This window comes from Celeribacter indicus (genome assembly GCF_000819565.1).
Classification (GTDB): Bacteria; Pseudomonadota; Alphaproteobacteria; order Rhodobacterales; family Rhodobacteraceae; genus Celeribacter; species Celeribacter indicus.
Genome location: NZ_CP004393.1, coordinates 1,622,224 through 1,648,481, shown reverse-complemented (window position 1 = coordinate 1,648,481; position 26,258 = coordinate 1,622,224). Strand labels below are relative to the sequence as shown.

Genomic DNA, 26,258 nt, shown 5'->3' with positions numbered 1-26,258 from the left:
TCGGGGGCCCTTTTTGCTGTCGCGGCAGGTTACGGCGCGGGAGGGGAGCGGCCGGCGCCAGGGCCTCTCCCCCGACGGCGGCACGGGCGGCGACAGGCTTCCGCCGGGTCAGGCCCCCTCGCGGCTGAACCGCGTCACGCTGAGATAGTCCTTGCGCGGGCCCCGCACCCGCCAGCGCGCGTGCCAGTCGGGCCAGAGCGAGAAGTCGTAGCGCACGTCATAGCGGTCGGGCGCGCAGTCATGCCCCGCCTCCGGCTGCGCCTCCTCCGGCGCGAAGCTGTGGAAATAGCCCCCGTCCGCGAAGAACACGTCGATCCGCCGCCCCTCTTCGCGCCAGAGATACCGCCGCGCCGCCTCGAAGGGACGCGCCGCGTCCGGCATGTGCAGGAGGCCGCGCTCCTCGACGTCGAGCCCCGTGCCGTCGGGGCGAAAGGCGCAGGTGCCGTACATCCGCGCGCGTCCTCCGCCCAGGTGGTCCTCGATCTCGCGCTCGAGGCGCCAGATCCCGCCGAAATCCGTCAAGCCGCGTGGCATCGCATCCCTTGTCCTGTCTGCCCTATTCCGTCCCGCCCGGCCCCGTCCCTGTGCCGCGGGCGGGAGCGGCCCGTGTCTCCGCCATCTCGTCGAGACGGCGGGCGGCCGCGCGCATCGTGTCGATCTCCCAGTCTTCCCAGACGCGGGCATGGATGTCGACCAGGGCCAGGACGCCGATCACGCGCCCCTCCGCATGATAGGGCATCCCGACATAGGAGGCGACCCCGCACCCGGTCACCGACACGCTGTCGCGCACGAGCGGATGGGCGAAGGCATCGTCGATGATCAGTTCGCGGTCCATCTCGACGACATGATGGCTGATCGTGTCGCCGGGCGCCACCTGCTCGCCGAAACTCCATCCGAGCGGGTTTCCCGTGCTCGCGAGAACCTCGATGACGTCCGGCCGCGCGCGCACGATCACCACCCCCGCGGGGGACAGCGCGGCATGGAGATCCCTCGCCAGTGCCACGAGGACCGGATCGGCGAAATCGAACATGGCGGTCCTCCCGGAGAGCCAGCCTCTCAAAGCTCCGAGATTAGCACAGCCGCCCCGTCGGAGAAACGGGTTTCCGCCCGGTGTGGCCCCCGGTTCCGGTCGTGCCGGGCTTGCTCTGGCGTCGCCCAGCGCGTATGAGGCGCGCGACATGTTTCCGTTTTGAAAGGTCCGCCGATGATCCCCCGCTACGCCCGCAAAGAGATGGTCGACATCTGGGAACCCGCCACGAAATTCCGGATCTGGTATGAGATCGAGGCCCATGCCTGCGACGCCCAGGCGAAGCTGGGCGTGATCCCGCAGGAAAACGCGGATGCGGTGTGGAAGGCGAAGGATGTCGAATTCGACGTGGCGCGGATCGACGAGATCGAGGCGGTGACGAAACATGACGTGATCGCCTTCCTCACCCATCTGGCCGAACATGTCGGCGCGGAGGAGGCGCGGTTCGTCCATCAGGGCATGACCAGCTCGGATGTCCTGGACACCACGTTCAACGTGCAGCTCGTGCGCGCCGCCGACATCCTTCTGGCCGACATGGACAAGGTTCTCGCCGCGCTGAAGACGCGCGCCTACGAGCACAAGGACACGGTGCGCATCGGCCGCTCGCACGGCATCCATGCCGAGCCGACCACGATGGGCCTGACCTTCGCGCGCTTCTACGCCGAGTTGGCCCGCGGCAAGGCACGGCTCGAAGCCGCCCGCGCGGAGGTGGCGACGGGCGCGATCTCCGGCGCGGTCGGCACGTTTGCCAATATCGACCCGGCGGTCGAGGAACATGTCTGCGAGAAGATGGACCTGCGCCCCGAGCCGATCAGCACGCAGGTCATCCCGCGCGACCGCCACGCGATGTTCTTCGCCACGCTGGGCGTGATCGCGTCGAGCATCGAGAACATCGCCATCGAGATCCGCCACATGCAGCGCACCGAGGTGCTCGAGGCCGAGGAATTCTTCTCGAAGGGCCAGAAGGGCAGTTCCGCCATGCCGCACAAGCGCAACCCGGTGCTGACCGAGAACCTGACCGGGCTCGCCCGTCTCGTGCGCATGGCCGTGGTGCCGGCGATGGAGAACGTGGCGCTCTGGCACGAGCGCGACATCTCCCACAGCTCGGTCGAACGCGGCATCGGCCCGGACACCACCGTGACGCTCGATTTCGCGCTGAACCGTCTGGCGGGCGTGATCGAGAAACTCGTGGTCTATCCCGAAAACATGCTGAAGAACATGAACAAGTTCAAGGGCCTGGTGATGTCCCAGCGGGTGCTGCTGGCCCTGACGCAGGCCGGCGTGTCGCGTGAGGACGCCTATCGGCTGGTGCAGCGCAATGCGATGAAGGTCTGGGAAGAGGGCAAGGATTTCCGCGAGGAATTGCTGGCCGACGCGGATGTGCGCCGCGCGCTCTCCGAGGCGGAGATCAACGAGAAATTCGATCTCGGCTACCACACGAAACATGTGGACACGATCTTCAGGCGGGTGTTCGGCGAATAAAGGCCGACAGGCGGCGTCCGGCCTCGGGACCGCTCAGGACCGCACCGATTCCGTGCTATGCTCTCCCGACAGCACATGCTTTCGGGAGAGTTTTCATGAAACGCATCATCGTTGCACTGGCCTGCCTCACCTCCTTCGCGTCCGCCGCCTCGGCCTATGACTGCCCCAGCCGGACCTCCGCCGCCTCCTGCGCGGACGGCTATGTCTGGGATGCCGACAAGGGCGCCTGCGTCGAGCAGGTCCTCGGATAACGCCGCGGCAGAGCGCTTTTTTCGCGCCGGCGGTCACCTTGCGTTAAGGCTCCTGCGCCATGCTGGGCCGGATCGCATGTGATTCACCGAAGGACCCCGGCGCGTGGACGGACAGCCGCAGTTTTCGCAGGAGCCCGGAGCGGCGGGAGAGGCCGGAGGAACCGGCTTTCCCGCCCGCCTGCCCCGCATGCCTGCGCGCCTGTCGAAAAAGGCGAAGGCGGCGATCATCGTCCGCCTTCTCGCCGCGCAGGAGGTGAAGCTGCCGCTCGCCACCTTTCCGGAGGAGATGCAGGTCGAGCTCGCCCACCAGATGACCGGCCTGCGCTATATCGACAAGGCCACGCTCGCCGCCGTGGTGGAGGAATTCCTGGCCGAGCTGGAGGCGATCGGCCTGTCCTTCCCCGGCGGCCTGGAGGGCGCGCTGAGCGTGCTCGACGGCACGATCTCCCCCACCACCGCCTCCCGGCTGCGCAAGAATGCCGGGGTCTCGCTGACCGGCGACCCCTGGGAGCGGGTCGCGGAGGTCGACGTGAGCCGGCTCCTGCCCATCCTCACCGAGGAAAGCGTGGAGATCGGCGCGGTGCTTCTGTCGAAGCTGAAGGTCGCGAAGGCCGCGCAGCTCATGTCGATGCTGCCGGGCGAACGCGCCCGCCGCGTCGCCTATGCGATTTCCCTCACCTCCGGCGTCTCTCCCGAGGTGGTGCAGCGCATCGGCATGTCCATCGCCGCCCGGCTCGAGGCCCAGCCGGCGCAGGCCTTTCCCGACGGCCCGCCCGAACGCGTCGGCGCGATCCTCAACTTTTCCTCCGCCACCACCCGCGACGGCGTGCTCGAGGGGCTCGCGCAGACCGACAGCGACTTTGCGGAGGAGGTGCGCCGCAACATCTTCACCTATGCCAACATCGCGACCCGCGTCGACCCGCGCGACATCTCGAAGATCGTGCGCGGGGTCGAGCAGGACGTGCTGATCCGGGCGCTCGCCGGCGCGCAGGGCGAGGCCGCGGCGGCGAGCGACTTCATCCTGTCGAACATGTCGAAACGCATGGCCGACAGCCTGCGCGAGGAGATCGAGGCGCTCGGCCAGGTGAAGGAGAGCGAGGCGGAGGAGGCGATGAACGCCGTGGTCGCCGTCGTGCGCGACCTCGAGACGCGCGGGGAACTCTTCCTGCTGACGGGGGAGGATTGATCGAGAGGATGCGGGGCAGGAGCGAGAGGATTGGCCGGGCGGACTCTCCGGGCCCACTGATCCCTCGAGGAGCGAGACCGGGCGGAAGGGCCCGACTGGAGATGGCGGAAAGGAAGGGCGGACAGGAGAGGAGTAACTGGCGACGGCTGACTTGCGACGAAGGATACCTGACTGGAAACGGCCGACCGGCGGCGGCTCTCAAGGGCGGTCGAGCGGGGAGGACCGACAGGGGACGGCTGAACAGGGCGAGTGGCCGAAGGCGACCGGCAGGGCACGACGACTGAAAAGGCTGAGGAGAGCACTGGACCGGAGAGAACCGACGGGAGACGACCGTCCGCGAGAGCCGGCCGGGAACCGGCCGACAACTGACCGGGCACGGCTGACCGGCGTCGATCAGCAGCGGACGTCCGACAGCGGCCAGCCGACCGGGGCGACTGGCCGGGCAGGACCGGCAGGGGGCGGCCGACTGGAAACGACGAACTGGGAAGACCGATTGGAGACTGCGGACCGGAGAGAACCGGCCGGAGACGAGCGTCCGCGAGAGCCGGTCGGGAACGTCTTACTGAAGCCGACTGACCGGGCACGGCTGACCGGCGACGATCAGCAGCGGACGTCCGACAGCGGCCAGCCGACCGGCGCGACTGGCCGGGCAGGACCGGCAGGGGACGGCCGACAGGGACGGTCGACTGAAAACGGCCAACAGAGCATGACCGACAAGGAAACAACCGACAGGAAGACAGCCGACCAACGACAGCCGACCGGCAACGGCAGACAGAGCGACAGCCGACGGAAGACAACCATCCCGCCACGCCCCCCCTGCAACACCCATCCGCCACAACGGGCAACCGGCGGCCACCCCGCGACAAGCGACTGCGAAAGCCGCACACCCCGCCCCGCGCGGCTGACCGTGGACAAGCCCTGTCGCCGCCAGTAGCGTCGCGCGATGACCGCCTTTGCCCGCCTTCCCGCCCAGACCCGCGGCATACTCTGTCTCGTCGCCGCGGTGACGGTGTTTTCGCTGATGGATGCCACCGCCAAGCTGCTGAGCGCCCATATCGACACGACCCAGATCCTCTGGGCGCGCTATGGCGGGCAGCTCGTGCTGCTCTCGGTTCTCTTCGCCCCGCGCCTGCCCCGGATCCTGCGCACCGACCACCCGCGCCTGCAAATCGCGCGGGGGCTGATGCAGCTCACCGCCGCCTTCTGCTTCTTCACCGCGCTGCGGGACCTCGGCCTTGCCGAGGCGACCGCCATCGCCGATCTGGCGCCGCTGCTCATCACGCTCGGAGCGGCCGTGTTCCTCGGCGAACGGGTCGGCCTGCGCCGGGTCGTCGGCATCCTGCTCGCCCTCGCCGGGGCGCTGATCGTGATCCGTCCCGGCAGTTCCGTCTTCTCCCCCGCCTCGCTCTGGCCGCTCGGCACCGCCGCGAGCCTCGCGGGCTACGCGCTCGCCACGCGCCATATCGGCCCGAAGGAAAGCCCCCTCACCGGGCTGATCTATTCCGGGCTGATCTGCACCGTGATCATGAGCGCCATCATTCCCTTCCGCTGGCTGCCGCCGCCGCCCGAGGCCATCGCCATGATGCTCGGGATCGGCTGCATCGGCGCGCTCGGCCAGTTCCTGATGCTGCGCGCCTATGCCATCGCGGAGGCCTCGGTGGTCGCGCCCTTCACCTATGCCGGGCTCCTCGCCGCCGCCGGATGGGGGCTTTTGCTGTTCGGACAGGTGCCCGATCGGCCGACGGTCCTTGGCGCCCTTGTGATCGTGACGGCGGGCCTCTATGTCTGGCATCGCGAACGGGTCGCGGGCAATCCGCCGCCCGTGCCACCGGGAGAGATGGGGCAACCATGAAGATCAGGCGCGGAGAGATCGAGGGGCCGCTCGGCCATTACCTTGAGGACCTCGCCGTGCGGGCGCTCCTGCGCCTCGCGCTCGCCCTGCCCTACGAGACGCGCGTGCGGATGATGGGATGGCTCGTGTCGCGCGTGATCGCGCCGCTCGCGGGCTATGACCGGCGGGTGCGCGACAACCTCGCCCATGTGATGCCCGAGCTGCCGGAGGCGGAGGTGCGGCGGCTGATGCGCGCGGTGGCCGACAACGCCGGACGCACCCTGATCGAGATCTATTCGGGCCGGGATTTCATCGCCCGGATGAAGGACGTGGAGTTCGACGGGCCGGGCGTGGCGGTGCTGCGCGAAGCCCGCGACACGCGCCGTCCGGTGATCCTCCTGACCGGGCACTTCGGCAATTACGACGTACCGCGCGCGGCGCTCATCGCCGATGGCTACGACGTCGGCTCGCTCTACAACCCCATGCGCAACCGCTTCTTCAACGCCCATTACGTCGCCGCGATCTCCAAGATCGGCCAGCCGATGTTCCCGCGCGGGCGCAAGGGCTATGCGCAACTGCTCAAGCACCTGAAATCGGGCGGCATGATCGGCTTTCTCGTCGATGTCTACATGCCCTCCGCCCCGATCCTGTCGTTCTTCGGCAAGCCCGCGCGCACCGCGCTCTCCGCCGCCGAGCTCGCGCTCAAGTACGACGCGCTGCTCGTGCCGATCTACGGGGTGCGCCAGCCCGACGGGCTGAGCTTCCGGGTGCAGGTCGAGGCGCCGGTGCCGCACGGCACGCCGGAGGAGATGACCCAGGCGCTCAACGACAGTCTCGAGGCGATCACCCGGCAGCACATGGAGCAATGGTTCTGGATCCACCGCCGCTGGAAACCGGAGCGGATCGCGAAGGCGCTCGCGCGCGAGGCGGCACGGGCGGAGGCGGAGGCGGCGGAGCTCGCGGCGGCCGAGGCGGAGATCGACCGCGACCGCGGCTGAGCCTGCGGGACCGGTGAGCCTGCGGGACCGGACCGGCGCCCGGCCGGCGGATCAGTCGGCGCGCACCGCCGCGACAATCGGCCCGACGCCCCCGGTCTGGAGGATGACCGCCGTACGGTCCTCTCCCGGCAGCTCGAGGCTTGCGGAAAACGGACCCTTGCCGTTCCAGTCGGCAATCGGCGCCCATTGGGTCACGATGTTGAAATAGTCGAGCACCCGCCCCGCATTCTCGCCGCGACCGATCTCCACCCGCTCATGCGGATCGAAGCGCACGAGGTGAAAGCGCAGGTTGCCGGGCAGAGGCCCCATCGGGATCGCCGTCACCACGAGCCGGCCGTCCTTGCGCTCGGCGCGCAGCGTGACCGGCGCGGCGGCGCCGTCGGCATGGGCGCGGATCAGGTCCGCGAGCCGCATCGGCTTCGTCCCCACGAGCGTCTCCTGCCCCTGCACGATCATCTGCGGCGTGTAGACGGTCCGCTTTCCCGCGGCATGGGCATAGGCTTTCTGGCGCTCGGTGAACTGCGGCTGCGCGAAGCCGTCGCGCCAGCCGATGTAATCCCAGTAGTCGACATGCAGCGACAGCGGCAGGACATCGTCGCGCGTCGCCAGTTCGGCGATCATCGCATCGGCGGGCGGGCAGGACGAGCAGCCCTGCGAGGTGAAGAGCTCGACGATGACCGGGCCGGTTGCGTGCCCCCTGGCGGGCGCCGCGGCATCCGCGGCAAGGCCCGCGGGCACGATCCCTGCACTCGTCGTCAGGATCAGCCCCGCCAGACCGCCTCGCCACGTCGTCAGCATACACCCCTCCGATGCCTGTTCCCGCTCCTGAATACCTCTCCCGAAACACCGGGGCCAATCAAGGTTTTGCGAGAAAGCGTTACACGTATGCGCCATTTTCGCACCGCCTGCGGGTCCGCCGGGGCCGCTTAAATCCGACTGTTTTTCTAGGATAAAAAGGGTTTTGCGGGGAATTCCGCCCGGCGGGCAAAAAATTGTGTGCAATGGTATACATATTTGCGCCTCCCCCCTTGAATGGACTCGGGCAATAGGTCAAAAGCGGGGCAGCGTAACCCTGTTCCTGATAAAGGGAGGCCATTCCCCATGACTGTTGTTGTCGGTCAAGATACCGCCAAGACCCGCCGCGAACTCTCCGTGAACGGAAAGACGTTCGCCTATTACTCGATCCCTGCCGCGCAGGAGGCGGGCTTCGGAGATTTCTCGAAGCTCCCCGCGTCTCTCAAGGTGGTGCTCGAAAACATCCTGCGTTTCGAGGATGACGGCTTCTCCGTGTCGACCGACGACATCAGGGCGTTCGGCGAATGGGCCGCGCAAGGGGGCAAGAACCCGCGCGAGATCGCCTATCGCCCGGCCCGCGTGCTGATGCAGGACTTCACCGGCGTGCCCGCCGTCGTCGACCTCGCCGCGATGCGCGACGGGATCAAGGCGCTCGGCGGCGACGCGAAGAAGATCAACCCGCTCGTGCCCGTCGATCTGGTGATCGACCACTCGGTGATGATCGACGAATTCGGCAATCCCCGCGCCTTCCAGATGAACGTGGACCGCGAATACGAGCGCAACATGGAGCGCTACCAGTTCCTCAAATGGGGCCAGACCGCGTTCGAGAACTTCCGCGTCGTGCCGCCGGGCACCGGCATCTGCCACCAGGTGAACCTCGAATACCTCGCCCAGACGGTCTGGACCGACACCGACCAGGACGGCGTCGAGCTGGCCTATCCCGACACGCTCGTCGGCACCGACAGCCATACCACCATGGTCAACGGCGCGGCCGTGCTCGGCTGGGGTGTCGGCGGGATCGAGGCGGAGGCGGCGATGCTCGGCCAGCCGATCTCCATGCTGATCCCCGAGGTCGTGGGCTTCAAGCTGACCGGCTCCATGATTGAGGGCACCACCGGCACCGACCTCGTGCTCAAGGTCGTCGAAATGCTCCGCAAGCACGGCGTCGTGGGCAAGTTCGTCGAATTCTACGGCGAGGGCCTCGACAACCTGCCGCTGGCGCAGCGCGCCACCATCGCCAACATGGCGCCCGAATACGGCGCGACCTGCGGCTTCTTCCCGATCGACGACGAGACCCTGCGCTACCTGCGCCAGACCGGCCGTGACGAGGACCGCATCGCGCTGGTCGAAGCCTATGCCAAGGAAAACGGCTTCTGGCGCGGCGCCGATTACGCGCCGATCTATTCCTCCACGCTCGAGCTCGACATGGGCGACATCGTGCCCGCGATCTCCGGCCCGAAACGGCCGCAGGACTATCTGCCGCTGACCCAGGCCGCCCCGGCCTTCATGAATGTCGTGAACGAGTATCGCGGCATCGACACCGGCGCGGCCGCCGAGGCGATGGAAGCCGAGGGCCCGACCCCGGCGGAGGACGAATGCAACGACCCGCGCAAGTCCCAACCGGTCAAGGGCCAGGACTACGCGCTGCGCGACGGCTCGGTGGTGATCGCCTCGATCACCTCCTGCACCAACACCTCGAACCCCTATGTGCTCATCGGCGCGGGTCTCGTGGCGCGCAAGGCGCGCGCCCTCGGCCTTGACCGCAAGCCCTGGGTCAAGACCTCCCTCGCCCCCGGCTCGCAGGTCGTGACCGAATATCTCGAGGCGGCGGGCCTTCAGGAGGATCTCGACGCCATCGGCTTCAACCTCGTGGGCTACGGCTGCACCACCTGCATCGGCAACTCCGGCCCGATCGCGCCGGAACTGTCCGAAGCCATCGCCGAGGGCGACCTGATCGCGACCTCGGTGCTCTCGGGCAACCGCAACTTCGAGGGCCGCATCTCTCCCGACGTGCGCGCCAACTACCTCGCTTCGCCGCCGCTCGTCGTGGCCTATGCGCTCGCCGGCGACATGAACATCGACCTGACCTCCGAACCGCTCGGACAGGACAGGGACGGCAAGGACGTCTTCCTCAAGGACATCTGGCCGACCGATGCCGAGATCGCGGAACTGGTCGACCGGGTCGTGACCCGCGAGGCCTTCCTCAAGAAATATGCGGATGTCTTCAAGGGCGACGAGAAATGGCAGGCCGTGGACGTCTCCGGCGGGGAAACCTATGACTGGCCGCCCGCCTCGACCTATATCCAGAACCCGCCCTATTTCCAGGGCATGTCCAGGGAGAAGGGCGAGATCCGCGATATCGAGAACGCCAAGGTGCTGCTGATCCTCGGCGACATGGTCACCACCGACCACATCTCCCCGGCCGGCTCCTTCAAGGAAAGCACGCCTGCGGGCCGGTATCTGGTCGAACGCCAGGTGCCCGTGCGCGAGTTCAACTCCTATGGCTCGCGCCGCGGCAACCACGAGGTGATGATGCGCGGCACCTTCGCCAACATCCGCATCCGCAACGAGATGCTGGACGGGGTCGAAGGCGGCTACACGAAGGGTCCGGACGGCCAACAGACCTCGGTCTACGACGCCTCGATGGCCTATCAGGATCAGGGCACCCCGCTCGTCGTCTTCGGCGGCGAACAATACGGTGCCGGCTCCTCGCGCGACTGGGCCGCGAAAGGCACGGCGCTCCTCGGCGTCAAGGCCGTGATCGCGGAGAATTTCGAACGGATCCACCGCTCCAACCTCGTCGGCATGGGCGTCATCCCGTTCGAATTCACCGACGGCGACACCCGCAAGTCGCTCGGCCTCACCGGCGACGAAACGGTGACGATCACCGGGCTCGACACGGTCAAGCCGCTCGAGGTCGTGGAGTGCCACATCACCTATGGCGACGGCACGCAGAAGACGATCAAGGTCAAGTGCCGCATCGATACCGCGCCGGAGATCGAATATATCGAGAACGGCGGCGTGCTGCATTACGTGCTGCGCAACCTCGCCAAGGCGTGAGTCCCGCCCCGTGAAACAGAAAAGCCCCGCACATCGCGGGGCTTTTCTTTTGCCGTCCGGCCTGCGCCCGGTTCAGAGCACGTCGCGCACCGCCTCCGGCGGACGACCGAGCGCGACGCCCTTCTCCGTTTCCACCACCGGCCGTTCCATGAGCCGGGGATGCGCCGCGATCGCGTCGAGGATCGCCTCGGGATCGGAGGCCTTCGTGAGGCCGATTTCCTTCGCCTCCGCCTCCTGCGGGCGCAGGAAATCGCCTGCGGGACGCCCCGAGCGGGCAACGAATTCCGCGAGCTTCGCGCGGCTCGCCGGCGTTTCGAGATAGAGCACCACCTCGGGCTCCACCCCCGCCTCCTCGAGCAGTTTCAGCGTCTCGCGCGACTTCGTGCATCGCGGATTGTGATAGATCGTGACCATCGCCTTCCCTTTCGGCACCGCCCGCCCCCGCGGGCCTTCGCCGGCCAGCATGGGCGCAGAGGGGGCGCGAGGCAATGAGAACGAAAGCGAAACGGACCGTTTCCGGCCGCAAACCGCCGCGCGCAACTTTTCCTTTACCCGTTCCGGGCTAGATCCGGTCACATGAAACGCACCTCGCCTTCCGGCCCCCTCTCCCGCCTGCCGCTGCCCGTGACGGAGCTCGTGCTCCTCCTCGCCTTCTTCGTGCTCCTGATCGGCGCGGGGTGAGCCGCGCTTCGCCTCCGGCTCATGAAGATCATGCCCATGACGACCGTTGAACGGCGCGGGCTTGCGGCGTAGGGTCCGACGGACGAGACGTCAGGGAGGCTCAGATGACGGAAAAGACACTCGGTTTCGACACGCTCCAGGTCCATGCGGGCACGGAGCCCGACCCGGCCACCGGCGCGCGGCAGGTGCCGATCTACCAGACCACCGCCTATGTGTTCCGCGATGCCGATCACGCCGCGAAACTCTTCAACCTCGAGGAGGTGGGCTATATCTATTCGCGCCTGACGAATCCGACCGTCGCGGCGCTCCAGAACCGCATCGCCGCGCTCGAGGGCGGCGCCGGCGCGATCTGCTGTTCCTCGGGCCATGCCGCGCAGATCATGGCGCTGTTCCCGCTGATGGCGCCGGGGCGCAATATCGTCGCCTCCACCCGGCTCTACGGCGGCACGCTCACGCAGTTCACCCAGACCTTCAAACGCTTCGGCTGGACCGCGAAGCTCGTCGATTTCGACGATTTCGACGCAGTGCGCGCGGCCATCGACGAGGACACGCGGGCGATCTTCTGCGAAAGCCTCGCCAACCCGACCGGGGCGATCATGGATCTCGACGCGCTGGGGGAGATCGCCGGGAACCACGGCGTGCCGCTCGTCGTCGACAACACCTCCGCCACGCCCTACCTGTGCAACCCGATCCGGCACGGGGCGACGCTCGTGGTCCATTCGACCACGAAATACCTCACCGGCAACGGCACGGTGATGGGCGGCGCGATCGTCGACAGCGGCACGTTCGACTGGTCGGCCTCCGACAAGTTCCCCTCCCTCTCCGAACCCGAGCCCGCCTATCACGGGCTCGACTTCCACGAGACCTTCGGATCGCTCGCCTTCACCTTCCACGGCATCGCCGTGGGGCTGCGCGACCTCGGCATGACGATGAACCCGCAGGCGGCGCATTACACGCTTCTGGGGATCGAGACGCTGTCGCTGCGCATGGCGCGCCATGTCCAGAACGCGCGCGAGATCGCGAGCTGGCTCGACGGCGACGACCGGATCGAGAGCGTGACCTATTCCGGCCTGCCCGCCTCCCCCTATCACGACCGCATGACCCGCATCTGTCCGCGCGGCGCCGGCGGGCTGTTCACCGTCGCGCTCAAGGACGGCTACGATGCCTGCGTGGAGGCCGTGTCGAAGCTGAAGCTCTTCAGCCATGTCGCCAATCTCGGCGACACGCGCTCGCTGGTGATCCACCCGGCCTCCACGACGCACCGCCAGCTCGAGGAAGCCGAACAGATCAAGGCCGGCGCCGCCCCGAACGTGCTGCGCCTGTCGATCGGGATCGAGGATGCGAACGACCTGATCGCGGATCTCGACCAGGCGCTCGGCTGAACGTCAGCCCGGCGAAAACGCGAAACCCGCCGGAAACCGGCGGGTTTTTCGGGCATCGCGACTTGCACCCCTATAAAACACGCTCCGCGGCGAATGCCTATTCCCCGGCCGCCCTGGCGATCTCCGGCCGGATGTATTTCTCCATGATCTCCACCGTGATCGGCCCGGCGAAGCGGTACCGGATCCGCCCCTCCCCGTCGATCACATAGGTTTCCGGCACGCCATAGAGCCCCCATTCGAGCGCGGTGCGCCCCGGCTCGTCCTGCGCCACGGCCGCAAAGGGATTGCCGAGCTCGTCGAGGAACTTGAGCGCGGCGGGGGCCTCGTCCTTGTAGTTGATGCCGTAGATCGTCACGCCCTCCTCCGAAAGCGTCTCGAGCTGGGGATGTTCGGCCCGGCAGGGCGCGCACCAGCTCGCCCAGTAGTTCACGAGCTTCACCCCGCCCTCGCGCAGCATCGGATCCTCGAGCACCGGCAGATCGCCCAGCGGGGTGACCGCGGCAATGGAGGGCGCCTCGCGTCCAATCTGCGAGGAGGGAAGCTGTTCGGCATCCTCGCGGCCCATCCCGAAGATGAACAGCGCGGCAAGCCCGACGAAGGCGATCGGCGGCAGGGCGACGAGCGGAGAAATTCTAGCCATTCCTGCGGCGCTCCTCGGCCTCTTTGAGAAGGCGCTTCATCTTCGCCCCGCGGGCGAGCGAGCGCCAGATGAGCACGGCGAGCAGGAGCAGCGTCACCCCATAGGCGGCGAGCACGTCGCCTGCGTATTTTCCCAGATCGGGCATCATTGTCCGGCCACCCTTTCGCGCATTTCGAGCGCGTGCAGCCGTCGCGCCCGGATTTCCGTTCGGGTGCGCAACAGCACCAGCGTCACGAACAACAGGATGAATCCCGCAATGCACACGAGCGCGGGATACCAGTAGACATCGGCCACGTTTTCCTCCGCATCCATCGACAGCGACGCGCCCTGGTGCAGGCCCTGGTTCCAGAACAGCACCGCATAGCGCGACAGGATCGCAAAGACCGAGCCGACGAGGCACAGGACCGAGGTCAGGTCCGCCGCCGTGTCGGGATTCTCGATCGCGTCCCACAGCGCCATGTAGCCGACGTAGAACAGGAAGAGGATGAGAAAGGAGGTCAGCCGCGGATCCCATTCCCAATAGGTGCCCCACATCGGCTTGCCCCAGATCGCGCCGGTGACCAGCGCGATCAGCGTCATCGTCGCGCCGATGGCGGCGGCGGATTTCGCGGCAAGGGCGGAGACGTGGTGGCGGCGCACGATCCAGATCAGCGAGGCCACGAGCATCATCGCCCAGATGTTGATCGCCATCATCGCGGAGGGAACGTGGAGGTAAAAGATCTTCACCGTCGCGCCCTGACGGTAGTCGTCGGGCGTGAAGAAGAATCCCCAGACGAGCCCGCCCACGAAAAGGCAGGCGGCCAGCGCCGCGATCACCGGCAGCGCCCTGTCGGTCCAGTCCATGAACTTGCGCGGGTTGGCCCATTCCCAGATAGATGCCATGTCGGTGTCTCTCTCCCGATTTTCCGCCGTCACATTACGGGCAAGTTTCGCCCTGCTCAACTCACCTTAGGGCGACTCTCAGCGCCGCAGCCGCGGCAAAAGGCAACAGGGCGACCGCCCCCGCCGTGATCCCCGCCTGCATCGCGAGCGGTGTGCCCACGAGGAAGCCCTCCGCCCCGCGCCGCACCACCTCCGCGCCGAAGATCAGCGTCGGGATGTAGAGCGGCAGGACGAGAAGGCTCATCAGCAGCCCGCCGCGTTTCAGCCCCACGGTCAGCGCCGCGCCGAAGGCCCCGATGAAGGACAGCGCCGGCGTCCCGATCAGCAGCGTGACCACGAGCCAGCGATAGGCCGCCCCGTCGAGATGCAGCAGGAAGCCGAGCGCCGGCGCCGCGATCACCAGCGGCAGGCCGGTGGTGATCCAGTGCGCGAGCGCCTTGATCGCCACCACGCCCTCGAGCGGGATCGGCGCGGTCGCCAGGAGGTCGAGCGATCCGTCCTCGAAATCGAGCGCGAAGAGCCGGTCGAGCGACAACAGGCAGGCCAGCAGCGCCCCGACCCAGAGGATGCCCGGCGCAATCGTCTCGAGCCGGGCGCTGTCCGGGCCGACGCCGAAGGGCACGAGCGTCACGAGGATGAGGAAGAATCCGAGCCCCAGGCCGAAGCCCCCGCCGGAGCGGAAGGCGAGCGTGATATCGCGCCAGAACAGCCGGATCACAGGAAGGCCTCGTCGAAGCTCCGGTCGAAGTCGTCGCGCACCACGTCCTGACGCGCCTTGTAGGGGGTGACGTCGAACACCGTCTCCTCGAACCCGAGGTGGATATGCGTCGCGATGATCGCCGCGCCGCCCGCACCGACATGGGCGCGCACCGCCGCCGCGAAGAGCGCGACGGAGGCGGCATCGAGCGACACGGTCGGCTCGTCGAGCACCCAGACGGGGCGGTTGGTGACCATGAGCCGGGCAAGGCCGAGCCGGCGCTTCTGCCCGGCGGACAGGTTGCCCGCGGGCCGGTCGCGCAGGCTCCCGAGGTTGAAATGCGCCAGCGCCGGTGCGATCGGTGCGCCGCCATAGACGCCCGACCAGAAGGCGAGGTTCTCCGTCACCGTCAGCGTCGCCTTGAGCCCGTCGGCATGGGCCGCGTAGGCGACCGCCTCGGGCGCGGCCTCGACCGTGCCGGCATAGGGTTTCTGAAGCCCCGCGAGCGTGCGCAGCAGCGTCGTCTTGCCCGCCCCGTTCGGCCCGCGCAGCACGAGCACCTCCCCCGGCGCGACGGCGAAGCTCATCCCCTCGAGGACCGGGACGCCGCCACGGGAGACGGCGAGATCTGAAACGGAAATCAGGCTCATGAGGGTCAGCTTATAGCGGGATTCGCGCGCGGGAAACTGACACGGATCAAACCGGGAGGAGCGCGACCGCGACCCGGCGGCCTTCGGAGGCGAGAACGTTGTAGGTGCGCGCCGCCGTGGCCGAGGCCATCGGTTCGAGGCCGATCCCCGCCGCGTCGAACACCGCGCGGAAGGCGGCGGGCAGATGGGTCATCTCCGCCCCGGTGCCGACGATCACGAAATCGACGCGGCCCCGCGCCTCCATCACCGTTTCCGTATCCGCAAGCCCGCCCCAGGGCAGGACCCGCTCGCCGCAGAGGAAGACCGGGCCCTCATGGACCTTGCCGCCGATCCGGAACATGCCCGGCCCGTAGCCGTCCACCGGGATCGCATCCTCGAAGGGCATTTCGTTGAACTGCATGGCGCTCTCCTTTCCGCTCGGATTGTGGCGTGCGCACACCCCCGCGCGCGAACGCGCGGAGGCCTTCCCGTGACATCAGGGCACGCCGGCGGTCAGCTCGCGGTTTCGCCGGACTGGATGCCCTTTGCGGGATCCTTCTTTTCCCAGTCGCGCTTCACCCCGAGCCAGAGCAGGATGTTCGAGGCGACGAAGACCGAGGACCAGGTGCCAACGACGATGCCGAGCGTCATCGCGAAGACGAAGCCGCGGATCACGTCGCCGCCCAGCACCAGCAGCGCGATCAGCGCGACAAGCGTGGTGCCGGAGGTCATCACCGTGCGCGACAGCGTCTCGTTGATCGACAGGTTCAGCACGCCCGACAATTCGAGCTTCTTGTATTTGCGCAGGTTCTCCCGCACCCGGTCGAAGACGACGACGGTATCGTTCAGCGAATAGCCGACGATGGTCAGCAGCGCCGCGATGATCGTCAGGTCGAACTGGATGCCGAACAGCGCGAAGACCCCGATGGTGATCGCGACGTCATGGACGAGCGCCACCACCGCGCCGAGGGCGAACTGCCATTCGAAGCGCAGCCAGATGTAGAACAGCACGCCGACGATGGCCGCCGCCACCGCCTCGACCGCGGTCCAGATCAGCTCGCCCGACACTTTCGGCCCGACGGATTCGACCGAGGGGAAGGTGATCGAGGGATCGACGCCCTGGAGCGCCGCCTCCACCGCGTCGATGGTCTCCGGCGTGATCGCCTCGACCTCGTCCTGGGCCTGGATGCGGACCATGGCGACATGCTGTCCGGCGTCGAAATTCGGATCGAACACCTCCGTGATCGACACGTCGCCAAGCCCGAGGCCGGAGAGCGCGTCGCGGTATTCGCCCACGTCCACGGCGCTTTCCGACTGGGTGCGGATCGTGGTCCCGCCCTTGAAGTCGATGCCGAAATTGAGCCCGAGCGCGACGAAGGCCACCAGTGCCGCCGCGACCAGCGTGGCCGAGAACCCGAAGGTGACCTTTGCCCGCCGGAAGAAGTCGATGGAGGTCTCCGCCGGCACGAGCGACACGCCCCTGAGCGTCCAGCCCTTGCGGTTCCTGCGCCCGTACCAGATCACGACCATCGCCCGCGTGACGTAGATCGCGGTGAACACCGAGGTGATCAGGCCGAGCGTGAGGGTGACGGCAAAGCCCTTCACCGGGCCGGAGCCCATGACGAAGAGGATCGCGGCGGTGATGAAGGTGGTGATGTTCGCGTCCACGATGGCCGAGAGCGCCTTCTCGTAGCCGAGCTCGATCGCCCGGCCGGTCGATTTCGCGTTCTTCAGCTCCTCGCGGATCCGCTCGAAGACGAGCACGTTGGCGTCCACCGCCATCCCGACCGTGAGCACGATACCCGCGATCCCCGGCAGCGTCAGCGTCGCCCCGATCGCCGACAGCAGGCCGAAGAGGAGCCCGACGTTGATCAGCAGCGCGAGATTGGCGAAGAGGCCGAAGAGCCCGTAGGACAGGCCCATGAAGAGCAGCACCGCGGCAAAGGCGACGAGCGTCGCGACCTTTCCCGCGTCGATGCTGTCCTGCCCGAGCTCCGGCCCGATGGTCCGTTCCTCGAGGAAGTTGATCTTCGCCGGCAGCGCGCCCGCGCGCAGCAGCACCGCGAGCTCGGTCGACTCCTCGACCGAGAAGGAGCCGGTGATCTGCCCGGAGCCGCCCCGGATCGCCTCGTTGATCCGCGGCGCGGAGATCACCTCGTTGTCGAGCACGATGGCAAAGAGCGCGCCGACGTTGTTGGCGGTGTAATCCCCGAACTTGCGCGCCCCGGTCGGGTTGAAGCGGAAGGTCACCGAGGGCCGGCCGTTCTGGTCGAAGGCGGGCTGGCTGTCGGTCAGCTCGTCGCCGGAGACGACCGGCGTCTCCTCGAGCACGTAATAGATCCCCGCCTCGTTCAGCGAGGGCAGGACCATGTTGCGCGCGCCGGGCGCCTCGTCGGGATTGCTGGTGCGCCCGACGACCGGATGGAAGGTGAGCTTCGCCGTGGTGCCGATCAGCGACTTGAGCTCGGCGGCCGAGCCGATGCCCGGCACCTGGATCAGGATGCGGTCCTCGCCCTGCCGCTGGATCGTCGGCTCGCGCGTGCCGACCTCGTCGACACGGCGGCGGATGATCTCGAGCGACTGCTGCATGGTGCGGTCATCGGTCGCGGCCTTCTCGGCCTCCGAAAGCTGGACGGTGAGCACGTCGTTGCGCGCTGAGACCGCGATGTCGCGCTCTCCCGCGGAGGTCAGCGACACGACCGGAGAGCCGAGCGCCCGCACCGCCGAGAGCGCGGCCTCCATGCCCTCGGGCCGGGAGACACGGACCCGCAGCTCGCCGGCCGGCGCATCGACCCGGCGGATCGTCCCGATCTGGTCGCGCAGGTCGCGCAGCGCGTCGCGCACCTCGGGCCAGAGCGCGTCCATGCGCGCGGCATAGACCTCCTCGACCTCGACCTCGCCCAGAAGATGCGCCCCGCCCCGCAGGTCGAGCCCGAGGTTGACGAGGTTCGAGGGCAGGAAGGAGGGCCAGGCGTCGCGCGCGGCGATCCGCTCGTCCGTCTCCCCGGCCGCCTCGATCGCGGCCACCGCGTCGTTATGGCCCTCCACCCGCGGGTAGAAGGCGTTCGGAAGCGCGGCGATCAGCCCGAGGGCGACGAGGCCCCAGATGACGATCCGTTTCCAGAGAGGGATTTGCAGCATGATACGAGCCCGAGCGAGTGGTCTTCAAATGGGAAAGGCCCGCGTCGCGCGGGCCTTCGGTCTGTCGCGTGCGCCTCAGGAGGCGGCGGGTTCGGTCTTCGACACGACGCCGGCGAGGGTGCCTTTCTGGACGCGGACCTTCACGCCCTCGGCGATCTCGATCTCGACCAGCCCGTCCTCGCGCACCTTCGTGACCTTGCCGAGGATGCCGCCCGAGGTCACCACCTCGTCGCCGCGCCGCACCGCCTCGATCATCGCCTTGTGCTCCTTCATCTTCTTCTGCTGCGGCCGGATCATGAGAAAATACATGATCACGAAGATGAGGATCAGCGGAAGGAACTGAAGGATCGGATTGGCGGCGCCTCCGGCACCTGCGGCCTGAGCGTAAGCTGGGGTCACGAACATCTGTTGTTGGTCCTTTTCCTGGGTCAGGGAGCGGCCCCTCGCCGCCCCCGAAGTCGCCGCGCACCCTATAGGGGGCCGTGCGGCTTGGCAAGCAAGCCGGCACCGCTTTCACGCGGCTGTCAACGGCGGCGCACCGGGCCCCGGCCCGCCGCCTCAGGCAAAGCGCCCGCCGCGCTCGATCACCTTGATTTTATAGCCGTCGGGATCGGAGATGAAGAAGAACTTCGCGACGCGCGCACCGGCAGGGGCGAAATCCACGATCCCGCCGGGCTCGAGCCCCGCCGCCGTCATGCGCGCGTGCTCCGCCGCGAGATCGGCGACCGAGACCGCGAAATGCCCGTAGCCGTCGCCGAGGTCATAGGGCGCCTGCCGCCCCTTGTTCACCGTCAGCTCGAGCTCGAAGCCGCTCTCCGCGTTCGACAGGTAGATCAGCGCGAACTCCGGGAAGTCGAGCTTTTCGGCCACGGTGAGCCCGAACGCCGCCTCGTAGAACTGCCGCGAACGGGTCTCGTCGAGGACGCGGATGCAGGAATGGATGGCCTTGGCCATGGCGGATCTCCCTCTGGAACGCTGCGCCCCGCAGGATGCCACACCCGCCGCGCGGCGCAAGGGGGCGGCGCAATCTCCCCTTCCCCTCCCCCCGCGTTTTCGGCCATAACGCGCGCGACGGACCACCCACAGACCAGCCAACGAGGACGAGACGAGATGCACGACATCAAGGCCATTCGCGAGAACCCGGACGCATTCGACGCCGCCATGGCGCGGCGGGGGCTGTCGGGCGTGTCCTCCGAGGTGCTCGCCATCGACGAGGCGCGCCGGGCGCGGATCCAGGCCGCCGAGGAGGCGAAGGCCGACCAGAACAGGGCCTCCAAGGAGGTCGGCGCGGCAAAGGCACGGGGCGACGAGGCCGAATTCGAACGGCTGCGCGCGCTCGTCGCCGCCAAGAAGGAGGAGGTCGCCCGCCTCGGCGAGGAGGCGAAGGCGGAGGATGCCCGCCTCACCGGGCTTCTGATGGGCCTGCCGAACGTCATGTATGACGACGTGCCCGAGGGCGCGGACGAGGAGGACAACGTGGAGATCCGCCGCTGGGGCGAGCCCCGCCGCTTCGATTTCGCGCCGAAGGAGCATTACGAGATCGCCGGCGTCAGACCCGGCATGGATTTCGAGACGGCGGCGAAACTGTCGGGCGCGCGGTTCGTGCTCCTGTCGGGGGCGGTCGCGCGGCTGCACCGGGCGCTGGCGCAGTTCATGCTCGACACCCATATCGACAAACACGGGCTGACGGAGACGATGACCCCCGTGCTCGTGCGCGAGGACATGCTCTATGGCACCGGACAGCTTCCGAAATTCGGGGAGGACAGCTACCGGACCACGGACGGCTGGTGGCTGATCCCCACCGCCGAGGTCACGCTGACCAATATCGTCAACGACGTCACCGTGGATGAGGACGACCTGCCCCGCCGCTACGTGGCCGACACGCAATGTTTCCGCTCCGAGGCGGGCAGCGCCGGGCGCGACACCGCCGGGATGCTGCGCCAGCACCAGTTCGAGAAGGTCGAGATGGTCTCCGTCACCCGCCCGGACCAGAGCGAGGCGGAACATGCCCGCATGACCGACTGCGCGCAGAACATCCTCGAGGCGCTGGAGCTGCCCTATCGCACCGTGGTGCTGTGTTCGGGCGACATCGGCTTCGGCGCGAAACGCACCCATGACATCGAGGTCTGGCTGCCCGGACAGGACAGGTATCGGGAGATCTCCTCCGTCTCGACCTGCGGCGATTTCCAGGCGCGGCGGATGAACGCGCGCTTCAAACCGAAGGACGGCGGCAAGCCCGAATTCGTCCACACGCTGAACGGCTCCGGCCTCGCGGTGGGGCGCACGCTCATCGCGGTGCTGGAAAACGGCCAGAACGCGGACGGATCGGTGCGCCTGCCCGCGGTGCTCGCGCCCTATCTCGGCGGCAAAACCACGCTCACCGCGGAGGGCGCGCTCGCCTGAGCCTGCCCTCCCCGTCCGGCCGCGCGGCCGGACGGCAGGACAGGCGGCGTCCCGCACGGAGGCCAGCCGCATTTTCCGTGAACCATTTCAGGCGCCGCGACGTTGATTTTGCAACGAAAGGACCACGCATGCGCATGAAGGCCATTTTCGCGTTTGTCGCCGCCCTCGCGTTCGCCGTCGCAGGGCCGCTGCTAGCGCCCGATTTCCGCGGCTATCGACCGCACGACTTCCCGGTTCCCCAGCTCAACGCCCCGATCCAGCCCGCGCGCTATGCCTTCGCCATCTGGGGCGTGATCTATGTCTGGCTCGTCGTCTCCACGGGATTCGGCCTGCTCCGGCGCCACAGCGCGGAGGACTGGGACGCGCATCGCTGGCCGCTCATCGCCGCGCTCGTGATCGGCACGCCCTGGCTCACGGTCGCGACCCTCTCGCCGCTGCTGGCGACGATCATGATCTTCGTCATGCTGGTCTGCGCGCTGGTCGCGCTGGAGAAATCGCCCGTGCTCGATCCCTGGCTCGCCCGCGCGCCGATCGCCCTCTTCGCAGGCTGGCTCACCGCGGCGGCCTTCGTCTCCCTCTCGCTCATCGGCTCGGGCTACAAGATCATCTACGGCCAGATCGGCTGGGCCTATTTCGGCATGCTCGGCGCGCTGATCTTCGCCGTCGTCGGCTGCCGGATGCGGCCCGACGCGCCGCTCTATCCGGTGGGCGTCGCATGGGGGCTCCTGGGCATCGCGGTCAACAACTGGAACGACCGCTGGGGCATCGTGGCGGTGGCGCTGCTCTCGGTGCTCTGGCTGCTGGCCTACGCGCTCCGGGGCTGGCGCCGGCACGAGATGGAGCCGTTTCACGGCTGACCGGATTCCGCGCCGGGAGCGCCGCCCGCGACGCCGCGCAGCGCGGGGGCCTGTTCCCGCACCATCCGCCGCCCGTCGACGATCGCCCGCTCCGCCTCCTGGAAATCGAACACCGTCATGTCCCGCAGGTTGGCCGAGAGGAGCACCTGCGGCGGCTCCCCGGCGAGGCGCGCGCGGCGGATGTGGTCGGTCATGATGTCGATCGAGGCGGAGAGCACCTCGAGATAACCCGGCCCCTGCGGCTTTCCGGTCTCCGGCGGCGGGGCGAACAGCGCCCGCGCCGCCTCCGGCAGATAGGCCTGGAACCCGCTGAGGCCGTCGGACCGCTCGGGCGGTTCCGGCGCGCGCCAGAACCGGCCGTCGAGCCGGGCGTTGGGGTTGGAGGCGATGATCGCCTCCGCGCCGAGCGCCCGCGCAAGGCTCACCGGCACCGGATTGACCATGCCCCCGTCGATCAGCCAGCGCGACTGATGGTAGAGCGGCGCGATCACCCCCGGCATGGAGACGGAGGCACGCACCGCGAGCGCGAGCGATCCCTCGCGCAGCCAGACTTCCCGCCCGGTCTCCAGATCGGTCGCGACCGCGGCGAAGGGAACCGGCAGGTCCTCGATCCGCTCGGGCAGCCCGATCTCCTCGAGCAGCGCGAGGATTTCCCGCCCCTGAATGAGGCCGCCGCCGGAAAACCCGAGATCGAGCAGGGCCAGCCGCGAGAAGGAGCGGCGCGACACCGCGCGCATCCACGCTTCGAGCTGGTCGAGCCGTCCGGCGGCCCAGGCCGCCCCGACGAGCGCGCCCATGGAACAGCCCGCGACGAGGCCGGGCACGATGCCCATCTCCTCGAGTTCCCTCAGCACCCCGATATGGCACAGGCCGCGCGCGCCGCCCGAACCGAGCGCGAGGCCGATCGTTCCCCGGTTGTCCGCTGTCATTGCCCCGGATCTCCCTCTTCCCGCGCCAGCGCGCGCCCGGCCAGTTCGAGCACCTGGTCGGAACGGGCGCATCCGGCAATCTCGGCCTGGGTGAACCACCCCGCCTCCAGCGCGTCATCGCCCGCCGCCACCGTTCCGTCAAGATAGCGGCAGGCGACGGCGACGAGAAGGAAATGATGCGTCACCCGCCCCTCCTCCTCCCGCGCGATCACCTCCACATGGTCGAGGATGCCGCCCGCCGCGCCGCGCACGCCGGTTTCCTCCGACAGCTCACGCTCGGCGGCGCGCGCCAGCGGCTCGCCCCATTCGACATGGCCGCCCGGAAAGCCCCAGAGCCCGGCGTCGGGCGGGTTGGCCCGGCGCACCAGCAACAGCCGATCGCCTGCGCGGCAGACGGCGAGCACCGCGAGCTTCGGACGCGCGCTCACTCCGCCGCCCGGCGTTGCGCGGCCTTCTCGAGCATCGGGCGCAGGTAGCGTCCGGTATGGCTCGCCTCCACCGCCGCGACATCCTCCGGCGTGCCGGTCGCCACGATCCGCCCGCCGCCGTCGCCGCCCTCCGGCCCGATGTCGATGATATGATCGGCGGTCTTGATCACGTCGAGATTGTGCTCGATCACCACGACCGTGTTGCCCTGCTCGACCAGCTCGTGCAGCACCTCGAGCAGCTTGCGCACATCCTCGAAATGCAGGCCGGTGGTGGGCTCGTCGAGGATGTAGAGCGTGCGCCCCGTGGAGCGTTTCGACAGCTCCTTGGACAGCTTCACCCGCTGCGCCTCCCCGCCCGACAGCGTCGTCGCCTGCTGCCCGACCTTGATATAGCCGAGGCCCACGCGCATCAGCGCATCCATCTTCTCGCGGATCGAGGGCACCGCCTTGAAGAACTCCTGCGCATCTTCGACCGTCATATCAAGAACGTCGGCTATGCTCTTGCCCTTGAACTGGATTTCCAGGGTCTCGCGATTGTAGCGCTTGCCCTTGCAGGTCTCGCATTCCACATAGACGTCGGGCAGGAAATGCATCTCGATCTTGATCACGCCATCGCCCTGACAGGCCTCGCAGCGCCCGCCCTTGACGTTGAAGCTGAACCGCCCCGGCTTGTAGCCCCGCGCCTTCGCCTCCGGCAGGCCGGCGAACCAGTCGCGGATCGGGGTGAAGGCGCCGGTATAGGTCGCGGGGTTCGAGCGCGGCGTGCGCCCGATCGGGCGCTGGTCGATGTCGATCACCTTGTCGAGATGTTCGAAGCCGCGGATCGTCTCGCAGGGCGCGGGCGTCTCCCGCGCGCCGTTCAGCTTCATCGCGGCGTTCTTGTACAGCGTCTCGATGGTCAGCGTAGACTTGCCGCCGCCCGATACCCCGGTCACCGCCACGAATTTCCCGAGCGGGAATTCCGCCGTCACGGTCTTGAGGTTGTTGCCGGTCGCCCCCACCACGGTCAGCACCTTGCCATTGCCCGCGCGGCGTTCGGCGGGCACCGCGATCTCCCGCGTGCCGGCGAGGTACTGCCCGGTGAGGGAGGCAGGATCGGCCTCGATCTCTCCCGGCGTGCCGCGCGCGACCACGACGCCGCCATGCACACCCGCGCCGGGGCCGAGGTCGAAGACGTAATCGCTTTCGCGGATCATGTCCTCGTCATGCTCGACCACGATCACCGTGTTGCCCTGGTCGCGCAGGTTCTTCAGCGTCCCGATCAGCCGGTCGTTGTCACGCTGGTGCAGCCCGATGGAGGGTTCATCGAGCACGTAGAGCACGCCCTGCAAGCCGCTGCCGATCTGGGAGGCGAGCCGGATGCGCTGGCTCTCCCCGCCTGAAAGCGTGCCCGCGTTGCGGCTCATCGTCAGGTATTCGAGGCCGACGTTGTTGAGGAACCCGAGGCGTTCGCGGATCTCCTTGACGATGGCGCGGGCGATCTCCTGTTTCTGCGGCGTCAGGCTGTCCATCACGCCGAGCGTCCAGGCATAGGCTTCCCGGATCGACTTCTCCACCACCTGACCGACATGCAGCAGGCTGTCCTCTCCGCCTTCGGCAGAGCCGATCTTCACCGCCAGCGCCTCCGGCCGCAGGCGATAGCCGTGGCAATGGCCGCAGGGGCGGTTGTTCTGGTAGCGCTCGAATTCCTCGCGCACCCAGCTCGAATCGGTCTCGCGATAGCGGCGCTCCATGTTGGGGATCACCCCCTCGAAACTGCGCGTGACCTCGTAGACGCGGCCGCCGTCGTCGTAGCGGAATTTGATCTCCTCCGGCCCGGAGCCGTGGAGGAACACCTTCTGCACCTTTTCCGGCAGCTTGTTCCACGGCGTCGAGACCTTGAACCCATAATGTTTCGCCAGCGCCTCGATGGTCTGGAGGAAATAGGGCGTCTTGCCCTTGCGCCAGGGCGCGATGGCCCCGTCCGCGATCTTCAGCGCCGCATCCGGGACCACGAGGCGTTCGTCGAAGAACAGCTCGACCCCGAGCCCGTCGCAATGCGGACAGGCCCCGAAGGGCGCGTTGAAGGAAAAGAGCCGCGGCTCGATCTCCGGGATGGTGAAGCCCGACACCGGACAGGCGAAGTTTTCCGAAAACGTGATGCGCTCCGGCTCCCCCTCCCCCTCGCGCGGCGCGGTCTCGAGGATGGCGATGCCGTCGGCAAGGTCGAGCGCGGTGCGCAGGCTGTCGGCGAGCCGCGTCTCGAGCCCCTCGCGCACCACGATGCGGTCCACCACCACGTCGATGTTGTGGCGGAACTTCTTGTCGAGCGTGGGCGGTTCGTCGAGCTCGTAGAAGGCGCCGTTCACCTTCACCCGCTGGAAGCCCTGCTTGCGCAGCTCGAGGAATTCCTTGCGATATTCGCCCTTGCGGTCGCGCACGATGGGGGCGAGCAGGTAGCCGCGCGTCCCCTCCGGCAGCCGCATGGTGATGTCCACCATGTCCTGCACCTGCTGCGCCTCGATCGGCAGCCCGGTCACGGGGGAATACGGCGTGCCGGCGCGGGCGAAGAGCAGGCGCAGGTAATCGTAGATCTCCGTCACCGTTCCGACGGTCGAGCGCGGGTTCTTCGAGGTGGTCTTCTGTTCGATGGAGATGGCGGGGCTGAGGCCGGAAATGTGGTCCACGTCCGGCTTGCCCATCATGTCGAGGAACTGGCGGGCGTAGGCCGAGAGGCTCTCGACATAGCGGCGCTGGCCCTCGGCATAGATCGTGTCGAAGGCGAGCGAGGACTTGCCCGACCCCGACAGGCCGGTGATGACCACAAGCTCGTCGCGCGGGATGTCCACATCCACGCCCTTCAGGTTGTGCTCGCGCGCGCCGCGCACCTCGATGAATTTCAGCTCGGCCATTCTGGACCACCCCTTGTCTGCGGGCCGGGGCCGCCCCGGTCCCGGCAGTTCCTATCTAGTCGAGCGCC

The 26,258-nt window shown here is 68.0% G+C and carries 25 protein-coding genes; 9 read left to right on the top strand and 16 right to left on the bottom strand.

Annotation, left to right across the window (positions count from 1 at the left end):
• Nucleotides 1-108: 108 nt before the first annotated feature.
• Together P73_RS08310 and P73_RS25930 are read right to left on the bottom strand one after the other, a co-directional pair.
• Complete coding sequence (locus P73_RS08310; RefSeq protein ID WP_043869252.1) at nt 109-534, bottom strand: DUF6314 family protein; 426 nt, start codon at nt 532-534, stop codon at nt 109-111.
• A 22-nt stretch (nt 535-556) separates the two neighbouring features.
• Entirely contained in the window at nt 557-1,030 is a 474-nt protein-coding gene (locus P73_RS25930) for a GAF domain-containing protein (RefSeq protein ID WP_043869251.1), read from the bottom strand.
• Nucleotides 1,031-1,204: 174 nt separating this feature from the next.
• Here P73_RS25930 and purB point away from each other — a divergent pair, with 174 nt between their 5' ends.
• The 5 genes from purB (at nt 1,205) to P73_RS08285 (ending at nt 6,775) form a co-directional block, all read left to right on the top strand.
• Nucleotides 1,205-2,509: an adenylosuccinate lyase gene (gene purB, locus P73_RS08300; RefSeq protein WP_043869250.1), complete on the top strand. Its 1,305-nt coding sequence runs from the start codon at nt 1,205-1,207 to the stop codon at nt 2,507-2,509.
• Between the two features lie 95 nt (nt 2,510-2,604).
• Entirely contained in the window at nt 2,605-2,760 is a 156-nt protein-coding gene (locus tag P73_RS25925) for a hypothetical protein (protein ID WP_158401923.1), read from the top strand.
• 103 nt (nt 2,761-2,863) lie between these two features.
• Entirely contained in the window at nt 2,864-3,946 is a 1,083-nt protein-coding gene (locus tag P73_RS08295) for a flagellar motor switch protein FliG (RefSeq protein ID WP_245629250.1), read from the top strand.
• A gap of 943 nt (nt 3,947-4,889) precedes the next feature.
• On the top strand, nt 4,890-5,798 hold the full coding sequence (locus P73_RS08290) for a DMT family transporter (RefSeq protein WP_043869249.1): 909 nt from the start codon (nt 4,890-4,892) through the stop codon (nt 5,796-5,798).
• Nucleotides 5,795-6,775 carry a lysophospholipid acyltransferase family protein gene (locus tag P73_RS08285; protein ID WP_052453116.1) on the top strand — a complete coding sequence of 327 codons (981 nt, stop codon included), beginning with the start codon at nt 5,795-5,797 and terminating at the stop codon, nt 6,773-6,775. The genes P73_RS08290 and P73_RS08285 overlap by 4 nt, the downstream gene beginning before the upstream one ends.
• Nucleotides 6,776-6,826: 51 nt before the next feature.
• Here P73_RS08285 and P73_RS08280 read toward each other — a convergent pair whose 3' ends face one another.
• Entirely contained in the window at nt 6,827-7,573 is a 747-nt protein-coding gene (locus P73_RS08280; RefSeq protein WP_052453115.1) for a DUF1223 domain-containing protein, read from the bottom strand.
• 303 nt (nt 7,574-7,876) lie between these two features.
• On the opposite strand from P73_RS08280, the gene acnA reads away from it, so the two are divergent.
• Nucleotides 7,877-10,630 carry an aconitate hydratase AcnA gene (gene acnA / locus P73_RS08275; RefSeq protein ID WP_043869248.1) on the top strand — a complete coding sequence of 918 codons (2,754 nt, stop codon included), beginning with the start codon at nt 7,877-7,879 and terminating at the stop codon, nt 10,628-10,630.
• A gap of 72 nt (nt 10,631-10,702) precedes the next feature.
• Here acnA and arsC read toward each other — a convergent pair whose 3' ends face one another.
• Nucleotides 10,703-11,044 carry an arsenate reductase (glutaredoxin) gene (gene arsC, locus P73_RS08270; protein WP_043869247.1) on the bottom strand — a complete coding sequence of 114 codons (342 nt, stop codon included), beginning with the start codon at nt 11,042-11,044 and terminating at the stop codon, nt 10,703-10,705.
• 371 nt (nt 11,045-11,415) lie between these two features.
• Between arsC and P73_RS08265 the strand changes: the two genes are divergently transcribed.
• Nucleotides 11,416-12,693 (top strand): O-acetylhomoserine aminocarboxypropyltransferase/cysteine synthase family protein, encoded by a 1,278-nt coding sequence (locus P73_RS08265; RefSeq protein ID WP_043869246.1) that lies wholly within the window; start codon nt 11,416-11,418, stop codon nt 12,691-12,693.
• A gap of 97 nt (nt 12,694-12,790) precedes the next feature.
• Here P73_RS08265 and P73_RS08260 read toward each other — a convergent pair whose 3' ends face one another.
• The 9 genes from P73_RS08260 to P73_RS08220 form a co-directional block, all read right to left on the bottom strand.
• Nucleotides 12,791-13,333, bottom strand: a complete 543-nt coding sequence (locus P73_RS08260) for a DsbE family thiol:disulfide interchange protein (RefSeq protein ID WP_043869245.1) — start codon at nt 13,331-13,333, stop codon at nt 12,791-12,793.
• Nucleotides 13,326-13,481 (bottom strand): heme exporter protein CcmD, encoded by a 156-nt coding sequence (gene ccmD / locus P73_RS08255; protein ID WP_043869244.1) that lies wholly within the window; start codon nt 13,479-13,481, stop codon nt 13,326-13,328. Before ccmD ends, P73_RS08260 begins: the two co-directional genes overlap by 8 nt.
• Nucleotides 13,478-14,215, bottom strand: coding sequence for a heme ABC transporter permease (locus P73_RS08250; protein ID WP_043869243.1), 738 nt, complete (start codon nt 14,213-14,215; stop codon nt 13,478-13,480). Before P73_RS08250 ends, ccmD begins: the two co-directional genes overlap by 4 nt.
• A gap of 61 nt (nt 14,216-14,276) precedes the next feature.
• On the bottom strand, nt 14,277-14,933 hold the full coding sequence (gene ccmB / locus P73_RS08245) for a heme exporter protein CcmB (RefSeq protein WP_043869242.1): 657 nt from the start codon (nt 14,931-14,933) through the stop codon (nt 14,277-14,279).
• Nucleotides 14,930-15,562, bottom strand: coding sequence for a heme ABC exporter ATP-binding protein CcmA (gene ccmA / locus P73_RS08240; RefSeq protein ID WP_043869241.1), 633 nt, complete (start codon nt 15,560-15,562; stop codon nt 14,930-14,932). The genes ccmB and ccmA overlap by 4 nt, the downstream gene beginning before the upstream one ends.
• A 46-nt stretch (nt 15,563-15,608) precedes the next feature.
• Nucleotides 15,609-15,962: an Mth938-like domain-containing protein gene (locus P73_RS08235; RefSeq protein WP_043869240.1), complete on the bottom strand. Its 354-nt coding sequence runs from the start codon at nt 15,960-15,962 to the stop codon at nt 15,609-15,611.
• Between the two features lie 92 nt (nt 15,963-16,054).
• A complete protein-coding gene (secD, locus tag P73_RS08230) occupies nt 16,055-18,682 on the bottom strand; it encodes a protein translocase subunit SecD (protein ID WP_043869239.1) in 2,628 nt (875 codons plus the stop codon).
• A 75-nt stretch (nt 18,683-18,757) separates the two neighbouring features.
• Nucleotides 18,758-19,087, bottom strand: a complete 330-nt coding sequence (gene yajC, locus P73_RS08225; protein ID WP_043869238.1) for a preprotein translocase subunit YajC — start codon at nt 19,085-19,087, stop codon at nt 18,758-18,760.
• A 153-nt stretch (nt 19,088-19,240) separates the two neighbouring features.
• Nucleotides 19,241-19,636, bottom strand: coding sequence for a VOC family protein (locus P73_RS08220; protein WP_043869237.1), 396 nt, complete (start codon nt 19,634-19,636; stop codon nt 19,241-19,243).
• A gap of 156 nt (nt 19,637-19,792) precedes the next feature.
• On the opposite strand from P73_RS08220, the gene serS reads away from it, so the two are divergent.
• Complete coding sequence (gene serS, locus P73_RS08215; RefSeq protein WP_043869236.1) at nt 19,793-21,085, top strand: serine--tRNA ligase; 1,293 nt, start codon at nt 19,793-19,795, stop codon at nt 21,083-21,085.
• A gap of 134 nt (nt 21,086-21,219) precedes the next feature.
• Nucleotides 21,220-21,942 (top strand): hypothetical protein, encoded by a 723-nt coding sequence (locus tag P73_RS08210; RefSeq protein ID WP_043871509.1) that lies wholly within the window; start codon nt 21,220-21,222, stop codon nt 21,940-21,942.
• Here P73_RS08210 and P73_RS08205 read toward each other — a convergent pair.
• Genes P73_RS08205 through uvrA form a run of 3 tightly spaced genes read right to left on the bottom strand, consistent with a single transcriptional unit; the run spans nt 21,933 to nt 26,190 of the window.
• On the bottom strand, nt 21,933-22,871 hold the full coding sequence (locus P73_RS08205) for a patatin-like phospholipase family protein (protein ID WP_043869235.1): 939 nt from the start codon (nt 22,869-22,871) through the stop codon (nt 21,933-21,935). The two genes, P73_RS08210 and P73_RS08205, sit on opposite strands and share 10 nt — an antisense overlap.
• A complete protein-coding gene (locus tag P73_RS08200) occupies nt 22,868-23,299 on the bottom strand; it encodes an NUDIX hydrolase (protein ID WP_043869234.1) in 432 nt (143 codons plus the stop codon). The genes P73_RS08205 and P73_RS08200 overlap by 4 nt, the downstream gene beginning before the upstream one ends.
• Nucleotides 23,296-26,190 (bottom strand): excinuclease ABC subunit UvrA, encoded by a 2,895-nt coding sequence (gene uvrA, locus P73_RS08195; RefSeq protein WP_043869233.1) that lies wholly within the window; start codon nt 26,188-26,190, stop codon nt 23,296-23,298. The genes P73_RS08200 and uvrA overlap by 4 nt, the downstream gene beginning before the upstream one ends.
• Nucleotides 26,191-26,258: the final 68 nt, after the last annotated feature.